Origin of the sequence: Acidaminococcus hominis (genome assembly GCF_022484025.1) — a bacterium.
Lineage (GTDB): Bacteria > Bacillota > Negativicutes > Acidaminococcales > Acidaminococcaceae > Acidaminococcus > Acidaminococcus hominis.
In genome coordinates, this window is record NZ_JAKVMG010000001.1 from 1658701 (window position 1) to 1675127 (window position 16427).

Below are 16427 nucleotides of genomic sequence, written 5' to 3' on the forward strand. Positions count from 1 at the left end.
CTTACCGCAGCAGCTTCCATGCTATAATGGATGAAAATCGGTAAATTTGTCCCTAAGGAGGCAGCAGCATGACCTTTCCCCTGCGCCAGCTCCAATATCTCTGCGTGCTGGCAGAAACCGGCAGCTACCATACCGCTGCCCGCAAACTCTATATTACCCAGCCCACCCTCAGCATTGCCATCAAAAAGCTGGAGGAGTCCTTGGGGGTTCCCCTGTTCCTGCGGGACGGCCGGTCGGTAACCCCCACCCCAGAAGGGGAGCTGGTCCTCGCCTACGCCCGGAAAATCTTGGACCTGGACCAGGAGCTGGCCAGTGCGCTGCTGCCCTTGCAGCAAAGGCGCCAAAACAGTCTGCGCATTGGCACCTACCTGATCTATTCTTCCCTTCTGATGCCCACCCTGATTGCCGCCTTCCACCGCACCCATCCGGACGCCGAAATCAAGCTGACCCATGAGCACCACCAGGAACTGCTGCAAGGGCTGAAGAATAACCAATTTGATGTGATTCTCTCTATCCAGGATCAACCGGACCCGGAATTTGCCCAGCGGCTGTTGAAGCGGGAACCCCTGCTGCTGGCCCTTTCTCCGGACCACCCGGCCTGTGCCCAGGCCATTCCCGTAGCCGGCTCTCCCTATTCTTTTCTGGATTTGGAAGCTCTGCCAAAGGAACTACTGCTTTTGCAGCGACCCTACCAGCAGGTGCGGCTCCAGGAAGATAAGCTGCTGAAAACCGCTGGATTAAACCAGGCAAGGTTCAAAGAAGTGGGCAGCATCGAAACGGCCGTGCGCCTGGCAGCGGAAGGAATGGGGGCTGCTTTCTGCATGAGTTCCTACGTCCATGCCCTGCACATTCCCAAGCCCATCCGCTATTTTCTTACAGGGGACCTGCAGACGGCTCCCTGGCTGACCCTGTCCTATGCCAAAGGCCAGGAACACAACCCTACCCTCCGGGCCTTTCTCCGGCTCACCCAGGAAACCGTGGCCCAAATACTGTAAAAGGCGTTTCTCCCCAGTTAGGAGAAACGCCTTTTGGTTTAGCTTGCTAATACAATAGCCCGTACTTTTTGGCATCCTGCCGCAGCTGCTCCCGAAACTCCGGGTGGGCAATGGCAATCAGGGCTTCCACCCGCCGGGGAATGGAAAGGCCCCTGAGGCAGGCAGTACCGTACTCGGTTACCACGTAGTCCACCAGGGTCCGGGAACTGGTCACCACTGTCCCCGGCCGGAAGCTGGTGACAATCTTGGATTGCAGCACCCGTTTGCCGTCGGCAGTCTTGGCTTCGTAGGCGGAGGGCAGGGCCAGAATGGATTTACCGCCGGGAGAAAATTGGGCTCCTTGGATGGTTTCCGGCTGGGCCCCGCTGGCCGAGAACTGGCGAAAGCCCATGGATTCCCCTGCGCTTTGGCCAGTGAGATCAATTTCCAGGGTGGAATTCAGGGATACCATATTTCGGTTTTTGGCAATAATCCGGGGGTTGTTGGTAAAGGTCCCTGCCCGGAACAGGACGCTGTGGTTGTCGTCCACAAAGTCGAACAGGTCCTGTCCCCCGCTGACGCTGGAGCAGATGGAAAAGCCGTCCATAAAACCCTTTTGGGAATTGTCCACGGCGCCGGAACGGATCAGCTCCAGCATGGCATAGCCAAACACCCCGGAGTGGATGCCCAGGTGCTTCCTATTGCGCAGCTCCACAGCTACCGCATTGGGCAGATGGCCCACCCCCAGCTGCAAGGTGGAGCCGTCCGGAATCAGTTCTGCCACCCGGGCGGCAATCTTCTGGTCCACAGGCTTTGCTTTTCCGGGGTTCCCTGCCGGTACCGGCCGGTCCGTTTCCGTAAAGGCGGTTACCCGAGACAGTGGAATCAGGGTATCCCCGCAGATTCTGGGATGCTTGGAGCTGACTTCCAAAAGGACCAGGGCTCCCGCATTAATAAGGTCCCGTTCAAACAGGGTACTCACCGAAAGGGTGAAGTTTCCTTGGGCATCCAGGGGGGCCGCCGTTGCCAGCAGCACCGGCCGGCGACCTTCCCACCGGGCCCGGTCCATAGTCTTGCGCACCAGGCTGGTGGTATCCCCGGGCAGAAAACCGCACAGCCCTTCCTGGCAAGCCTTGCGTACAGGCGGACTGAAGAACCAGCTCACATGTTCCACCGTATCCCGCATAGCCGGGTCATGGAACCAGGCATGGTCATAATTGGGCCCACAGGAATTGAACACCAGATTTTTCCGGCCCCACTGCCGCAACAGGGGCATCTCCTCAATCAGGGTCACCGGTGCTGAACTGCTTTGGGCGCTGAAAATATAATCGCCGTCCTGGATAGAGGCAAGCACCTCTGCCGGCGTTTTCCGTTTTGCCAGGTATTGGCTGTTTAAATCCATGATAACCTCCCTTAGGACTGCTGCGCAGCCCGCTTTTAAGCTATTATAACAAAAAAAATGAAGGATGATTCACCACGAATCATCCTTCATTTTTTGTACCTCAGCCTGCAAGCAGGCTGGAGGAAGAATTATAAGCTTTCAGCAAAGGCTTCCAGAGCAGTTTGTGCTTGGCCAAAGTCGCGGGTCTGTTGATCCACACCAACTTTGATCTGAGGAATATGGTGTTTGTTCAGAGCCTTCTTCAGGTCCGGATATTCCATTTCTTCAGGATCGCAGAACTGCATCATGAAGACTACAACGCCTTCGGCGCCGCTTTCTTCAGCCAGTTTGCAGACATGTTCGGAACGGGCATCTTTGGCGTAGTCCGGATCGTACAGGATAACATCGTTGTCCTGTCTGCCGAATTGTACAGCCAGAGCCTGCAGGCCGTTGTCCAGATCTTCCGGAGCATCTTTTGCGAAGCTGCGGCTTTCGTAAGCCACATCATCAGCAGCGATGGCCAGTTTGTTGTCGTCCAAAGCTTTCAGGATGCCAGGCATGTTGTAGGTGATACCGGAAACCAGAATCTTGTGACCATCGAATTTGCCCACAGGAGTGGCAGCCAATTCTTTGTTCAGTTGTTCCAGTTTGGCAGTGTATTCATCCTTCAGCATGAAGTAGGCAGCTTGCAGCACATAGGAACGAGCGCTGGCGGTGATTACATCGCAATGTTCGTTGGCCAGTTTGCAGAATTCACGACGAGCCTTGCGGCTGGCGTTGTAAACTTTGATTGCATTCAGGATGGCATCGTTGGCGATTTCATGGCCGCAGATTGCTTCCAGATGGGTCTTTACATTGTTGTATTGGTCATAGGTGTACTGCTTACCAGCAGCATCTTGACGAACCTGAGGATGGGCCAGGAAAATAACCGGCATTTTGCCTTCCATGGCTACCTTGAAGTTCTGGCTCATAGGACGCAGGGTATCGCACAGAACGGGGGTAATGATACCGTCCAGGCAATCCAGGGTGCCGTCCAGCAGCATTTCCAGGGACAGCTGGGCCAGCGTGCAATAGAACGTAGCGCAGTATTCCTTGGAACGAACTTCGGTTTTGCCATTGGCGCCCCAAACACCCATGGGAACCATGTCAGCAGCATAAACCAGTTCTTCCGGGCAATAGTAAGGCAGGCAGCCGATCAGCTTTTTGCCTTCTGCCTTATATTTGGCAGCTTGTGCCTTCGGATTCAAAGCGATCTGTTTAAACTCTTCAATAAGTGTATTGATTGCCATTTTTATTTCCCCTTCTTCTCAGCGTTAGCTTCCATGGCCTCGACCAAACCTTGGACACGAGTCTCATACTGTGCAGCGTTGAAGTTTCTGGGATCGGCCTGGTCACCGTCGAAACCGGCAGTGGGGATACCCAGATCCTTGGTGAAGCGGCGCTGCATTTCAGGCATGTAGCCGGACCAAGGTTTGCAGGAACGGTTGTAGTGAACCAGAACGCCGTCAACCTTGTTTTCACGGCACAGGCCTTCACGCCAAGCAACGCCCTGTTCCAGACATACGGAGTTAGGAGCCTTGCAGTAGGCGCGTACCAGTTCATCGTAGTTGTTGTAAACGAAACCAAATGCAGGAGCGTATACAACACCGGTGATGTTCAGACCGTTGGCTTTCAGCGGCTTGAACAGGTCAGGCAGCTTCGGCCAGCAGGGGATACCTTCGAACATGATACGATATTTTTCTTTGAAAGGAGCGGTAGTGGTTCCTTCTTTTACGTGTTGTTCCAATTCGCTGGCCAGCAGTTCGAAAGCTTCAGCAGCTTCTACTCTGCCACGGGCGGTAACAACGTCAGCCATATGGTTGAACAGGTCAAAGCCGTTGAACGGAGCCGGTTTGTATTGCAGATAGTCACAAACCTTTAACCAAGCCTTAGCGGTACGGTTAGCGTATTGGCAGCATTTTTCGAACTTATCTTCGTCAAATTTCTTGCCGGAGATTTCTTCCATTTGACGGATGGCTTTGTCAAATTGGGAACGAATGTATTTTACGTTGCTTTCGCTGACTTGGTCAGTTTCGTTGTAAGGAACGTCAACCATAATCAGGGGAATGTTGTGTCTGCGGGCAATATCTTCATACCATTTGGTCATGCAGTTGCAAATGTTGTTGCAGCACAGAACAAAGTCCGGCATGGGCATGATCATCTGACGATATTTATGCAGGGCGTTGGTACGGCGGGTCTTTTCTTCGCCGTCCGGCAGAGCTGCGATTTCATAGATATCATCGATAACGGTATAAGGTTTACGGGTCTTAGGATCGATAACCGGTTTGCCGGTTTCAGGATCGATGACCTTTTTGCCGTTTTCATCTTTCAGCGGTTTGCCGCTGTTGGGGTTGATGATATAGTTACCATCTTTGTCCATCTTGTTAGCAGCTCTCTTACCAGCGGCATAGGCCAGGCTGATACGGGAGTAACCGCAGATATCGTTGTCGTAACCCAGATCTTCAGCAGCTTGGCACATTACTTCGCCGTCACGGTTGGCAGCGATACCAGCGGCCTGGTTTTCCGGATATACAACGTGCAGGCCGAAAGATTCAGCCAATTCGCAGGGGAACTTGGAAGAAGACCAACCTACAGGTTCGCCTGCAGCTTTTGCTTCACGGGCTTCCCGGTAAACTTTTTCAACTACATCTCTCAATGCCTGAACGCCAGGGCTTACTGTCTTTGGCATAATTATCCTTCCTTCTTCACATGAGTGAACTGTTGTAAAACTTTATTTGGTTGCTTTCTTGTAGGCATACAGGGCGGCACCCAGGGCACCGTTGTACTGTGCAAGAGGAGAAGTTTGGATTTCTACTCCCAAACCTTCCCGCAAAGCATCCACCACACCATAGTTCTGGGCTACGCCGCCGGTCATCACCACGTCGGGAACAATCCCCACCCGGTTTGCCAGACCGATTACCCGGCTTGCAACAGAACGATGGATACCAGCAATGATGTCGATCTTGTCCGTACCCTTGGACAGCTGGCTGATAACCTCGCTTTCCGCAAATACGGTACAGGTAGAGCTGATGGCCACCCGTTTTTTGGACTGTGCGCCCAAGGGAGCCAGGTCAGACACTTTTACTTCCAGGACATTGGCCATTACATCCAGGAAACGGCCAGTACCTGCAGCACATTTATCATTCATTTGGAAATTGGTCATGGCACCATTTTCCACATGGATGACCTTTACGTCCTGCCCACCGATATCAATAACGGTGTGCACGTTAGGCCAAATGAAGTAGGCGCCCATAGCATGGCAGCTCAGTTCGCTCATCTGCTTGTCGGCAATGCCTTCCAAGGAGTTGCGGCCGTAGCCGGTAGCCAGGGTATAAGCCATATCTTCTTTTTTCATGTGGGCATTCTCCAGTACTTCGGAGATGGAGCGTGCAGGACCGGAAGTACCGGTCCCCACGTCTACCAGGGATTTTGCCACAATTTCTTTACCGTCTTTCAGAATTACGCACTTGGAAGCGGTAGATCCAACATCAATACCTAAGGTATAAATACTCATTTAGCTTTCTTCCTCCGTAAGGATTATTTCTTTACGAAAGTGTCAAATTCTCTAATGGCTCTAGGAAGAAGCATTTGATGGAACGGGCAAATCGATTCAGGGTTCTGATATGCAGCTTCCGTAAATGCTTCTACATAGCCGCGCAGAGCCGTCATGTCAACGATTTCGTCAACCAGACCCAATTCAGCGCACACTTTCGGACGAGATTTCGTATGGAAAGCCTGGATCAGATCGTTCATCTTGTCGATGGTCGGCTGCAAATCCTTACCAGCTTTTCTGTCCTTCGCCAGTCTCCGGGAGTACATAGCGGTAGCAGCGGTTTCACCGTTCATTACGTAGATTTCCGTTGCAGCAGTACCAATGGAGAATGCGTTGGTGTCGTTGCCCTGAGGTCCACCCAATACGTAATGGGCTGCAGCAGAACCTTTTCTCAGGGTAATTTCAAATTGAGGAACATGGGAGGTCTGGATGGAATAAATCAGGGATTGGCCCAAGCCCAGCAATTCAGCTTTTTCAGCGTCGTTGCCTACATCAATACCGGTGGTATCCTGAACCCAAACGATGGGCAAACGGTCTCTGGCGCACAGCGTCACAAACTCGTTCATTTTTACCAGGCCCTGACGGTACAGCTTGCCGCCCATACCAACGGAGCCGGCAGCCTTGTATTCAGGGTAATTCATCAGCAGACCTTGTACGTTGGCAACAACGCCAACCAGCAGGCCGTTGACTTTGGCCATACCAGTAATCATTTCGGGGCCATAGCCCTTCTTGTATTCCTTCAGTTCGCTGTTATCGAACAGACGACCCAGAACATTGTAGATATCGTAGGCTCTCTTGTCATTCAGAGGAACCATGCTGTACAGGTCTTCGCTGGGCAGAGCCGGAGCTTTGGGATCGTCAACGCGGAAGAATTCCGGGTTGTAGCTGGGCAGCATACCGATATACTTTTTGATACCTTCCAGAACGCCTTCTTCGGAAGCATAAACTTCGCGCATGAAGCCGGTTTCCGTAAAGTGGATATCAACAGCTCCAGGGGGTTCTTGCTTGCCGCTGCGGTCTACCATGTCAGCAATCTGGTTAGCGCCTTCCATGTCAATGTAGCCTTTGGGGTTCATGCCGCCCAAAATGCCGGCGCCGCCTACTGCCATGTTGGCCTTTTCATGGGCAATCAGGACAGTGGGGCTGATGCTGTGGTAACCGCCGCCAGCAGGGTTGGTACCATAGATGCCGACGATTACGGGAACACCCAGTTGGTTCAGTTCAGCGTTTCTGAAGAACGGGGTGCCGCCGCCGCGGCGGTTCGGATAAACTTTTTCCTGCTCGTCGAATTTAACGCCGGAGCAGTTCAGCACATACACCAGGGGAATGTGCAGGGTTTTTGCGGTGTCGGAAGCACGCAGCAGGCATTCAGCCTGGCCAGGTACCCAAGCGCCGGCCAGCTTCTTGTTATCGGAAGCGACCACAACAGCCCATTTGCCGTTGATTTTGCCCAGGCCCTTAACGATGCTTACGGAACCGTTTTTGTTGCCTTCCGGGTTGAACAAGGAGTTCAGCGGTCTCCAGGTGCCCGGTTCTACCAGTTTTTCCACTCTCTGCAGGGCGGTCAATTGACCGGATGCATTCAGGGATTCGGTGGAACGGCCTGCATCTTCAGCAGCTTTCACCAATTGGTGAATTTCTTCTTCGATGGCTTTCAGTTTGGCAGTATTGTCTTCGTCTACTTTTTTCAGCACCTTGCCGACTTGGGGCAGTTGTTGAAAATATCTAGGCATTGAATAGAAACCCATTTAAATGATTCCTCCCTAATTCTCTCTTATTTCTTGTCTTCTACGGGAACTTGAATGAAGGCTTGGCCCGGGTCGATTTCTTCTCTGATCAATTTGATAACAGAGGGTTCCGGAGCTTCCAGCAGAACGGCTCTGGATACATCCAGATCGAAACCGGTGTTTTCCAATACGTCTTCAGGGGAAGAAGTCGGATAGTAGCCAGCCAGGTACATCCGTTTGGTCTTTTCATCAAACTTCAGTACGCCGCGGTCGGTAACAACCATTTGCGGACCTACATCGCCGGGCAGACCCAGTCTTTCACGTCCGCCAGGGCCGTCGATCCAGCCAGGGCTGGTTACATAGTCAATTTTCTGCATGAATCTGCGTTTTTCATGCTGCATCATAATGATGGTGTTGGAGTAGGTAGCAATACCATTGGCACCGCCGGAACCGGTGAAACGGGTTTTCGGATGATGGTAATCACCAATGGAGGTGGAGTTTACGTTGCCGTACGGGTCGATTTGAGCGCCGCCGATGAAAGCAATCAGACGGTTGGCTTTATGCAGGTATTCGTTGATTTCGAAGCCAACGAAACGAACGTTGGGCCAAATGGTGCCGCAATGGGCCATGAATCTCAGATCGCCTACGCTGCGGGGAACTTCCACAGGAGAGCAGTCCATCAGGCCGCTTTCCACGATGATGTGGCAGTCAGGAGCGTATACTCTCTTGGCAACGCTGGCGCCGATCAGAGGAAGACCGGTACCTACGGTTACAACCTGACCATTTTTGATTTGCTTGGCAATGGTCACAGCCTGCATTTCTTTATTGGTATAATTCGTGTAATCAGCCATTGTTATTTGTCCTCCTTCGTCATGTCGATATGGTAGCCCAGGCCAGGAACTACTTTCAGGTTGATCAAACGGGTAGCACCCAGTTTGTTCAGGTATTCGTCATGATCTTTCAGGTCAAACACCCATTCTTTGCAGAAAGCATCGAAGTCTTCCTGGGTCTTGCTGACTTTGTCATAAACCTTCAGGAACGGATTATCATAGTCATACATACCATAGCATTGAGAAGGATGTGCACCATAAGGAGCCAGAACAACAGCATCTACGCACATGCCGGGAATGTCATTCTGAGTAGGATCTCTTCTGATTTCTTCATTGCTGATGATTTCTTCAGCAGTAACGATCGTGTATTTGGCAGCCATGGCAATATCCACATCCTGGAATTTGCCGCCCCAAATGCGTACAGTGCCGTCCGGAGAAGCCTGTTGTGCATGGATAATAGCTACATCAATTTGCGGAACAGGAACAGCAACAACTTTTTCGCCTTTTTTGAAGGGGTTATCAATATAAACGAATTTGTCATCAGGAACCTTGTCCAAAGTCTTGCGGACTTCCTTGCTGATGCCCCATTCATCGGTCAGGCCGGAGCCTTGCATCAGGGTTACAGGCAGGAAGGGCAGACCCAGTGCAGCAGCATGCCACATCATGTAGATTACATCCTGGGAATAGTCTTCCATGATCAGTTTGCCAGCTTCAAACCATTTTCTGAACCGTCTGGAAACGTTGGTAACACCGGAGTTGGCAGTATAGCAGTTGATATATGCCTTTACCCGGCCGCAGCCGATCAGCATATCCCAGTCGCCGCCGGCAGCGCCGCCCAGACCAGTCAAATCGGTGATACCTTGTCTTAAGATTTCATAAACGGCAGCATACGGTTTCCGGTCAGTTGTGAAACCGCCCAGGGCGATATGATCACCACTATGCACATACTTGGCAACTGCGTCTTTTAACGTCATTACTTTACTCAAAGCAAAAACCTCCTTAAGATCCATACTAGTTTTGAAACGTCCGGAACCCTCCTCTAATGAAATAATCCATCCCCCTTTGTAATTGAGTATTTTTTCAATTCGAATTCCGGTAGACCTGCTTTTTCATAGTACACGTTGATTATAGCACAAATAATTTTTTTTTTAAATCTCAAGTGATTAATTTGCGCTTTTTTTGCCAATTCTATGTTAATTCTAATAATTTTTATCAATTTTACTTATTTTTGACATTCATTCCCCATAAAATTGGCAACACGTACACCTATATATTCTCACAATTTTTCTGTATTGTCTATACCCAAAAGTATTTGTCTCATAAAAAAAACTGAGGGATACGAAAAAACATATCTCTCAGTGTATGATTTTACCTATTTTTTGTTTTTTTGACGTATAACCCAATTCTTTGCAGCCTGTTCCAAGGCTTCCGGTTCGTTTTCCAGTTTCAGGTCCTGGACCCGCTGGAGCAGAACGGGCATCAGTTCCCGGAGCTGTTTGGGCTGGGCCCCTGCCTTTAAGGCATCCCAACCGGTGAAATTCAGGTCTGACGTGTGCACGGGCATCAAATAGGCCATGGAAACCAAGCGCTTGCCGTACATCTGGGCATGGATAATATCCGTCTGACCGGCATTGGCCGCTGCCACATCGGCGGTGCACAGGGCGGTCAGCTGCTTAAAGGCTTCGGCCATTTCCTTGTTCAGCCGAAAATGGCCGCTGCGGGCCTCCTTGCGCAGCCAGCGCCAGGTCTGGGCGTCGGTTTGGGCCATGGCAAAGCCAAAGTGCATATGGTTCTTTACCAGCCAGGCCACCCGGTCCGCCAGTTTTCCCGGCAGCTGCAGCCGTGCCAAAATGGCATGGGCCATTTTGGCTCCCACCACCTCGTGGCCATAGTCGCAGGGCTGGCCCTCCTTGTTGATGCCCCGGACCCCTTCCCGGCCCTTGGCAATATCGTGGAGCAAAATAGCCCAGCCCACCGGCAGAGTCCGGTCTCCCTGATCCAGGGCAGCCGCCGTATGGTTCCACACATCGTACCGATGGTAAAGGGGATTTTGCTCCACCCCTACCAAATCCAGCAGCTCCGGCAAAATGGGCACCTGACTCCAGGTTCCCCCGTGCCGGACCCGGCAGCTTTCAGCCGCCAGCCCGCTGCGCACCATTAGGTCCATGCCCCGTCCGGCGTAGGTGCCGCACAGGGTCTTGTTCAGCTCCGTCCGCACCCGCTCCAGGGACAAGCCTTCCGTCCGGGCCAGGTTGGCCTGAATGGCCGGCAGAATCTTTTCATCCGGGGTAAAGCCCAGCTGGGCCACAAAACGGCAGACCCGGAACATCCGCAGGGCATCCTCCTGAAACCGCTTGTTGGCATTGCCCACCGTGCGCAGCACCCGGCCCCGCAGGTCGCTGAGCCCGTCGTAATAATCGATAATATTCCCCTGTTGATCCAGGGCCAGGGCGTTGATGGTAAAATCCCTGCGTCCCAGGTCCTCTTCCAGGGTTTCACAGTACCAGACCTCTGCCGGCCGGTGGGCATCGGCACTGCCGTAGGTTTCGTTCCGGTAGGAGGCCACTTCCACCGCCATACGGTCGGAAACCAGGATTACCACCCCGAAGTTCTGGCCCAGGTCTCTGACCACAGGAATCTGGGCCTTTTCTGCCAAAAGCTGGATTTCGTCCGGCCGGGCGTTGGTCACCACGTCGTAGTCGTCCGGAGTGCGCCCCAGCAGCAAATCCCGGACTGCTCCGCCCACCACGTAGGCTTCAAAGCCGTGGGAACGCAGGAGCTCCATTACTTTTTGCACATATGCCGGTATTTCCAGATTCATGCCTGCCACCTCCTGGCTCAGTGATCCGCTGCCAGGATGGTAAAGACTCCTATATCCAGCGCCGCGTCACTGGCGGTTTTGATTTTGCAGCTGAATTCCCGTTCCATATCCTTGACGCCCTGTTCCATGATCCAGCTGTAGACCATGGGATGAACGGTAATCAGCAGCGAATGACTCATATTGCCCTCTGCAAAAATGCTCCGGAGCCGGCGGCGGATTTCCACGTACACCGTTTCCGGGGAAAGAACCCGGCCGCTGCCCCGGCACGTGGGACAGGTGCTGTACAGGACGCTGGCCAGGTTTTTCCGGGCCTTCATCCGGGTCATTTCCACCAGGTTCAGAGAGGTAATATCAATCACCTTGGGTTTCATTTTGTCGGAAGCAAATTCCTTCCGCAGGATTTGCAGGATTTCCTCCTGCTCCTCCTGGGTGTCCATATCAATAAAGTCGGCCACAATAATGCCGCCGATATCCCGAAGCCGCAGCTGCCGGGCAATTTCCACAGCCGCTTCCCGGTTGGTGGCCATACCGGTTTCATCCCGGTCCCCACCTCCCGAGTAGCGGCCGCTGTTGACGTCCACTACGGTCATGGCTTCCGTATAGTCAAATACCAGGTAGCCGCCTCCCGGCAGCCACACCACCCGGTCCGACATACTTTCGATTTCCTCATCCAGCTGGTAACTGGAAAACAGGTCATCGGTACCACTGTAGAGCTTCACCTCAATTTGGGGCAGCCCCATTTCCTTTAGCATATTGGTCAGGGTATGGTAGATGGTTACATCGTCCACCACAATCTTCTGCACATCTTCCGTCACGTAGTCCCGAATCATCCGGATGGACAGGTCCAGTTCCCGGTACAATAGATGGGGTCCCCGCCCCAATTTGCTCCGGCGCAGGAGGATTTTCCAGCTGTGGAGCTGGTTTTCCACGTCTGCCTGGATTTCCTTCTTGTCCGCACTGGCTGCGGCGGTCCGGAGCACCAGGCCCATCTTGGGCGGCAGCACCTGGGAAGCCCATTCCCGCAGCTGGCTGCGCTTGGTCTTGGACTCGATTTTCCGGGACAGGGAAATCCGGGAGCCAAAGGGCTCCAGCACCACATACCGGCCCGGCAGGGTAATATTCCGGGTAATGGCCGGACCCTTGCTGCCCCGGGCATCCTTCACTACCTGTACCAATATCATTTGACCCTGAGAGAGTTTTTCCTCTTTTTTTAAGGTCAAAAAACCGTTTTTGCCTACATCCAAATCTACAAAGGCGGCCTGTATCCCAGGAACCACATTGCACACCTGGCCCCGATACACATTTCCCACCAAGTTGTCCGTGTTCCTACGCTCCACCGCATAGTCCCGGAGACGTCCTTCCTCCACCAGGCCCATGCGGGTTTCTTCGGGCCGGACACTGACATAAATGATCTTGGTCATGGCTGCGCCGTGCCGATTAGCGAGGTTTTATGCCCCGCCGCATCCCGTCCGAACAGGTCCGTACGGCGGATATCGGCTTCATTGAAGGACAGTCCCACCCCAAAATCCTTTTCCAGAATTTCCAGGAGCTGGGACGCTTTCATGCTGCCCGTAGGTGTGATACGGCAGTCAAAAGCCAGTTTCAGGACCCCATCCTGCCAGGCTGCGTCCACCTGGGGAATAAAGTCCTTGACGTTGATGGTTTTGGGTTTTCCCTTGGCCTTGTTGTGGGTTTTGGTGTAGGGCACCTCTGAGGCCTGGTTAAAGGCCGCAATACCCGCTGCCGGGTCTTCCGGGCAGGGTACCTCCACCTGGTAGCTGGCCCCTTGGGCGGAGGCCATGAGCATGGGGGCCTTGTCGTCCGCCAGGTCCGCCTTGACAATCCGGATGCCCATGGGCAGGGCTGCCTTGAGGGCAGTTACCAGCTCCTCCAGGGGCCGCTCTTCCACCAGCCGTACCTCGGCAAACTCGCAGGTGCTGGTAACGCCCACGCTAAGGGCCGATGCCAGGGAAAACTTCATATGGGGATTGAAGCCTTCCGAATAGGCCACCGGTAGGTCCGCCCGCCGGATGGCTTTTTCCAGGCTCCGCTGGTATTCCAGATGGGAAATGAAGCGGATGCCCGGCTCTTTGGTTATCTGCAGCCGTAATTTCATGCTTCCGTCTCCTTCCAATCGATGATTTTTACGTTCAGTTTCTGGCAGACCCCGCAGCCCGTGCAAGTATCCCGCCGGCAGTCATGGGTCAGGTCCGCCCGTTTGGCCTTTTCCAGTTCGCTCCACAGGAACTGCCGGGTCACTCCGCAGCTGGTATGCTCCCAGGAGAACACTTCCTTTTCGCCCCGGGGCCGGCTGTTGTAGAAGTCCATGGTAAGGCCCACGTCTTCAATGGCCTGTTTCCACCGGTCATAGTCAAAGAACTCACCCCAGCTGTCAAACTTGGCGCCCCGCTGCCAGGCCAGATAGATGGCTTTTCCCAGCCGCCGGTCACCCCGGGCCAGGACCCCTTCCATCAGGCTGGTACGGGAATCGTGGTATTGGTAATTGATGTTCTTCAATTTGGCGAAGGCATTCTTGAGCAGCATGTGCTTCCGGTCAAATTCAGCCTTGGTATTCTGGCCGGCCCACTGGAAGGGCGTATAGGGCTTGGGCACAAAGTTGGCCACGCTGACCGTAACCTTGGCGCCGCCCTTGCCGGTAACCTGCTTGTACTTCCACTGGACCATTTGGGCCAGCTTGGCAATGGCCAAGACGTCCTCGTCGGTTTCCGTGGGCAGGCCAATCATAAAGTACAGCTTCACCTGGGACCAGCCGTTGGCAAAGGCTGCCCCCACGGCGTTCATCAGGTCTTCTTCCGTTACACCCTTGTTGATGACGTCCCGCATCCGCTGGCTGCCCGCTTCCGGAGCAAAGGTCAGCCCGCTTTTCCGCACCGCCTGGACCTCCTGGGCCAATTTTACGGAGAAGCTGTCAATACGCAGGGAGGGCAGGGACACGCTGACCCGGTCCTTTTTGAACTCGGAAATCAGCTTTTGGGTTAACGGTTCCAGGTAAGAATAATCCGCGGTGCTCAGGGAGAACAGGGAAATTTCGTTGTAGCCCGTTGCCGGCACCAGTTTCTCCGCCAGCTTCAGCACCGTTTCCGGCCGCCGTTCCCGGATGGGCCGGTAGATCATGCCGGCATTGCAGAACCGGCAGCCCCGGGTGCAACCCCGGAACAATTCCAGCATAATCCGGTCGTGGACCGTATCACTGTAGGGCACAATGGGATTGGTAGGAAAGGCCAGGCCGTCCACATCCTGCTCCACCCGTTTGTACACCACTTCCGGTGCCGTAGGTTCATTGGGGGTATAGGCCTTCAGGGTACCATCCTCGTTATAGGTGACATCATAAAAGCTGGGTACGTAAACCCCCTGAATCTGGGAAACCCGGCGCAGAAATTCCTTCCGGCCTCCAGGCTTGCCTTCCCGCTTCCAATCCCGGTACAGCAGGGAGACTTCCACAATAATCTTTTCCCCATCCCCCAGCATGCAGAAATCCAGGAAATCTGCCAAGGGTTCGCTGTTAAACACACAGCAGCCCCCGGCACAGACAAAGGGATCGTCCAGGGTCCGGTCCTTGGCCCAAATGGGCACCCCGCCCATATCCAGCATATTCACAATGTTGGAATAGGACATTTCGTACAGCAGGGTAAAGCCCACCAGGTCAAAATCCTTCAGGGCCCGGGAATTTTCCAAAGAGGCCAAGGGCAGCTTCCGCTCCCGCATTTTTTCCTCCATATCCACCCAAGGGGCAAAAGCCCGCTCGGCGGCAATCCCTTCCACAGCATTCAGGCAGGCGTACAGGATTTTAAAACCCAGGTAGCTCATGCCGATTTCGTAGGTGTCCGGGAAAGCCAGGCAGAAGGAAACCTCCGTTTCGGCTTCGGATTTGACAATGCTGCCGAATTCCATTCCCGTATAACGGGCCGGTTTTTCTACAGCGCTGAGTATATCGATAGGAAAATCTTTTTTCATGGTCTCTCCTTAATGAAAACGTAATGTCTGATGATGGGCGTTGATGTTCAGCAGCAGGGTGACCATCAGCATATTGGTGGTCAGGGAGCTGACGCCGTAGCTCATAAAGGGCAGGGGCACGCCGGTAACGGGCATAATGCCGCTGGTCATGCCCACATTCACCAGAATATGGAACAAAAACATGGATACGATGCCCACGGACAATAGGGTGCCAAAGTCATCGGAGGCATGCAGGGCAATCTTGATGCCCCGGTACACCACCACCCCGTAAAGCAGCAGGATAATCGTTACCCCGATAAAGCCAAATTCTTCCCCGGCCACCGCAAAAATAAAGTCCGTGTGGTTTTCCGGCAGGAAGTTTAACTGGCTCTGGGTTCCCTGGAACAGTCCCTTGCCAAAAAACAGGCCGGAGCCAATGGCAATCATGGACTGGATTACGTGGTAGCCGCTGCCGTAGGGCTCCAGGCCAGGGTTCAAAAATACCCGGATCCGGTTCCGCTGGTACTCGTGAAGCACCCGCCAGACCAGGGGCGCTGAAGCAAGACCCAGACCGCCCATGGCCAAAAAATAGCGGAGCTTAAAGCCGCAGACAATCATGGTGCCCAACAAAATGGCCAGGAAAACCAAAGAGGTTCCCAGGTCGGGCTGCTTCATAACAAATAGGAAGGGCACCAGCACGTAGCCAAATACCGGCAGCCAGCTACGAAAATCCGTTAAAAGCGGCAGCCGGTCGTCCACGTAGGAGGACAGGGCGATAATCATAATGGCCTTGGCAAACTCACTGGGCTGGATGCTGATGGGTCCCAGCTGCAGCCAGCGCTGGGCGCCCAGGGCACTTTTGCCAAAGAGCATGACGCACAGCAGCATGACGATGTTGAAAATGTAGAGGGGCCGGGCCAACTGTTTCAGCACCCGGTAATCAAACCGCAGGAGGAAAGCCCCCAGCACCAGGTTGATGCCCGCAAAGCTCAGCTGCCGCAGCACAAAGCTGTAGCGCTTGGGGCCGGGCACATTGGCGTGGGTGGCGCTGCCAATCAGGATAATGCCAATGGTAATCAGCAGCAGGACACTGACCAGCAGCGGCATATCGATATTGCGAAAATATTTTTTGATCTGTATCCGCATAG

Annotated in this window: 13 protein-coding genes; 1 reads left to right on the forward strand and 12 read right to left on the reverse strand. The window is 53.5% G+C overall.

Annotated elements, in window-relative coordinates; translation table 11 throughout:
- The first annotated feature begins 68 nt into the window (after positions 1-68).
- Positions 69-995, forward strand: coding sequence for a LysR family transcriptional regulator (locus LKE88_RS07385; RefSeq protein ID WP_105326290.1), 927 nt, complete (start codon positions 69-71; stop codon positions 993-995).
- Between the two features lie 46 nt (positions 996-1041).
- Here LKE88_RS07385 and LKE88_RS07390 read toward each other — a convergent pair whose 3' ends face one another.
- The 12 genes from LKE88_RS07390 to rodA all read right to left on the reverse strand — a co-directional run bounded on the left by LKE88_RS07390 (position 1042) and on the right by rodA (position 16425).
- The gene (locus LKE88_RS07390; protein ID WP_118286729.1) at positions 1042-2376 is read right to left on the reverse strand and encodes an acetyl-CoA hydrolase/transferase family protein; all 1335 of its coding nucleotides are present in this window, start codon (positions 2374-2376) and stop codon (positions 1042-1044) included.
- A gap of 128 nt (positions 2377-2504) precedes the next feature.
- On the reverse strand, positions 2505-3644 hold the full coding sequence (gene hgdB, locus LKE88_RS07395) for a (R)-2-hydroxyglutaryl-CoA dehydratase subunit beta (protein WP_118286728.1): 1140 nt from the start codon (positions 3642-3644) through the stop codon (positions 2505-2507).
- 2 nt (positions 3645-3646) lie between these two features.
- Positions 3647-5083 (reverse strand): (R)-2-hydroxyglutaryl-CoA dehydratase subunit alpha, encoded by a 1437-nt coding sequence (gene hgdA / locus LKE88_RS07400; RefSeq protein WP_105326293.1) that lies wholly within the window; start codon positions 5081-5083, stop codon positions 3647-3649.
- Positions 5084-5125: 42 nt separating this feature from the next.
- Positions 5126-5908: a (R)-2-hydroxyglutaryl-CoA dehydratase activase HgdC gene (gene hgdC, locus LKE88_RS07405; protein ID WP_105326294.1), complete on the reverse strand. Its 783-nt coding sequence runs from the start codon at positions 5906-5908 to the stop codon at positions 5126-5128.
- Between the two features lie 23 nt (positions 5909-5931).
- On the reverse strand, positions 5932-7695 hold the full coding sequence (gcdA, locus tag LKE88_RS07410) for a sodium ion-translocating glutaconyl-CoA decarboxylase subunit alpha (protein ID WP_105326295.1): 1764 nt from the start codon (positions 7693-7695) through the stop codon (positions 5932-5934).
- Positions 7696-7721: 26 nt separating this feature from the next.
- The gene (gene gctB, locus LKE88_RS07415) at positions 7722-8525 is read right to left on the reverse strand and encodes a glutaconate CoA-transferase subunit B (RefSeq protein ID WP_105326296.1); all 804 of its coding nucleotides are present in this window, start codon (positions 8523-8525) and stop codon (positions 7722-7724) included.
- A 2-nt stretch (positions 8526-8527) separates the two neighbouring features.
- On the reverse strand, positions 8528-9490 hold the full coding sequence (gene gctA / locus LKE88_RS07420) for a glutaconate CoA-transferase subunit A (protein WP_105326524.1): 963 nt from the start codon (positions 9488-9490) through the stop codon (positions 8528-8530).
- A gap of 386 nt (positions 9491-9876) precedes the next feature.
- On the reverse strand, positions 9877-11325 hold the full coding sequence (locus tag LKE88_RS07425; RefSeq protein WP_105326297.1) for a CCA tRNA nucleotidyltransferase: 1449 nt from the start codon (positions 11323-11325) through the stop codon (positions 9877-9879).
- A 17-nt stretch (positions 11326-11342) separates the two neighbouring features.
- Positions 11343-12746, reverse strand: a complete 1404-nt coding sequence (locus tag LKE88_RS07430; RefSeq protein WP_105326298.1) for an Rne/Rng family ribonuclease — start codon at positions 12744-12746, stop codon at positions 11343-11345.
- Entirely contained in the window at positions 12743-13441 is a 699-nt protein-coding gene (locus tag LKE88_RS07435) for a TIGR03936 family radical SAM-associated protein (protein WP_105326299.1), read from the reverse strand. The genes LKE88_RS07430 and LKE88_RS07435 overlap by 4 nt, the downstream gene beginning before the upstream one ends.
- Complete coding sequence (locus tag LKE88_RS07440; protein WP_105326300.1) at positions 13438-15300, reverse strand: TIGR03960 family B12-binding radical SAM protein; 1863 nt, start codon at positions 15298-15300, stop codon at positions 13438-13440. Before LKE88_RS07440 ends, LKE88_RS07435 begins: the two co-directional genes overlap by 4 nt.
- Before the next feature lie 9 nt (positions 15301-15309).
- Positions 15310-16425: a rod shape-determining protein RodA gene (rodA, locus tag LKE88_RS07445; protein WP_105326301.1), complete on the reverse strand. Its 1116-nt coding sequence runs from the start codon at positions 16423-16425 to the stop codon at positions 15310-15312.
- Between the last annotated feature and the right edge of the window lie 2 nt (positions 16426-16427).

Bases quoted from the DNA above. Each gene is read 5' to 3' on its own strand.
- LKE88_RS07385 (WP_105326290.1), top strand. From the start codon at position 69: ATGACCTTTCCCCTGCGCCAGCTCCAATATCTCTGCGTGCTGGCAGAA.
- LKE88_RS07390 (WP_118286729.1), bottom strand. From the start codon at position 2,376: ATGGATTTAAACAGCCAATACCTGGCAAAACGGAAAACGCCGGCAGAG.
- hgdB (WP_118286728.1), bottom strand. From the start codon at position 3,644: ATGGCAATCAATACACTTATTGAAGAGTTTAAACAGATCGCTTTGAAT.
- hgdA (WP_105326293.1), bottom strand. From the start codon at position 5,083: ATGCCAAAGACAGTAAGCCCTGGCGTTCAGGCATTGAGAGATGTAGTT.
- hgdC (WP_105326294.1), bottom strand. From the start codon at position 5,908: ATGAGTATTTATACCTTAGGTATTGATGTTGGATCTACCGCTTCCAAG.
- gcdA (WP_105326295.1), bottom strand. From the start codon at position 7,695: ATGGGTTTCTATTCAATGCCTAGATATTTTCAACAACTGCCCCAAGTC.
- gctB (WP_105326296.1), bottom strand. From the start codon at position 8,525: ATGGCTGATTACACGAATTATACCAATAAAGAAATGCAGGCTGTGACC.
- LKE88_RS07425 (WP_105326297.1), bottom strand. From the start codon at position 11,325: ATGAATCTGGAAATACCGGCATATGTGCAAAAAGTAATGGAGCTCCTG.
- LKE88_RS07430 (WP_105326298.1), bottom strand. From the start codon at position 12,746: ATGACCAAGATCATTTATGTCAGTGTCCGGCCCGAAGAAACCCGCATG.
- LKE88_RS07435 (WP_105326299.1), bottom strand. From the start codon at position 13,441: ATGAAATTACGGCTGCAGATAACCAAAGAGCCGGGCATCCGCTTCATT.
- LKE88_RS07440 (WP_105326300.1), bottom strand. From the start codon at position 15,300: ATGAAAAAAGATTTTCCTATCGATATACTCAGCGCTGTAGAAAAACCG.
- rodA (WP_105326301.1), bottom strand. From the start codon at position 16,425: ATGCGGATACAGATCAAAAAATATTTTCGCAATATCGATATGCCGCTG.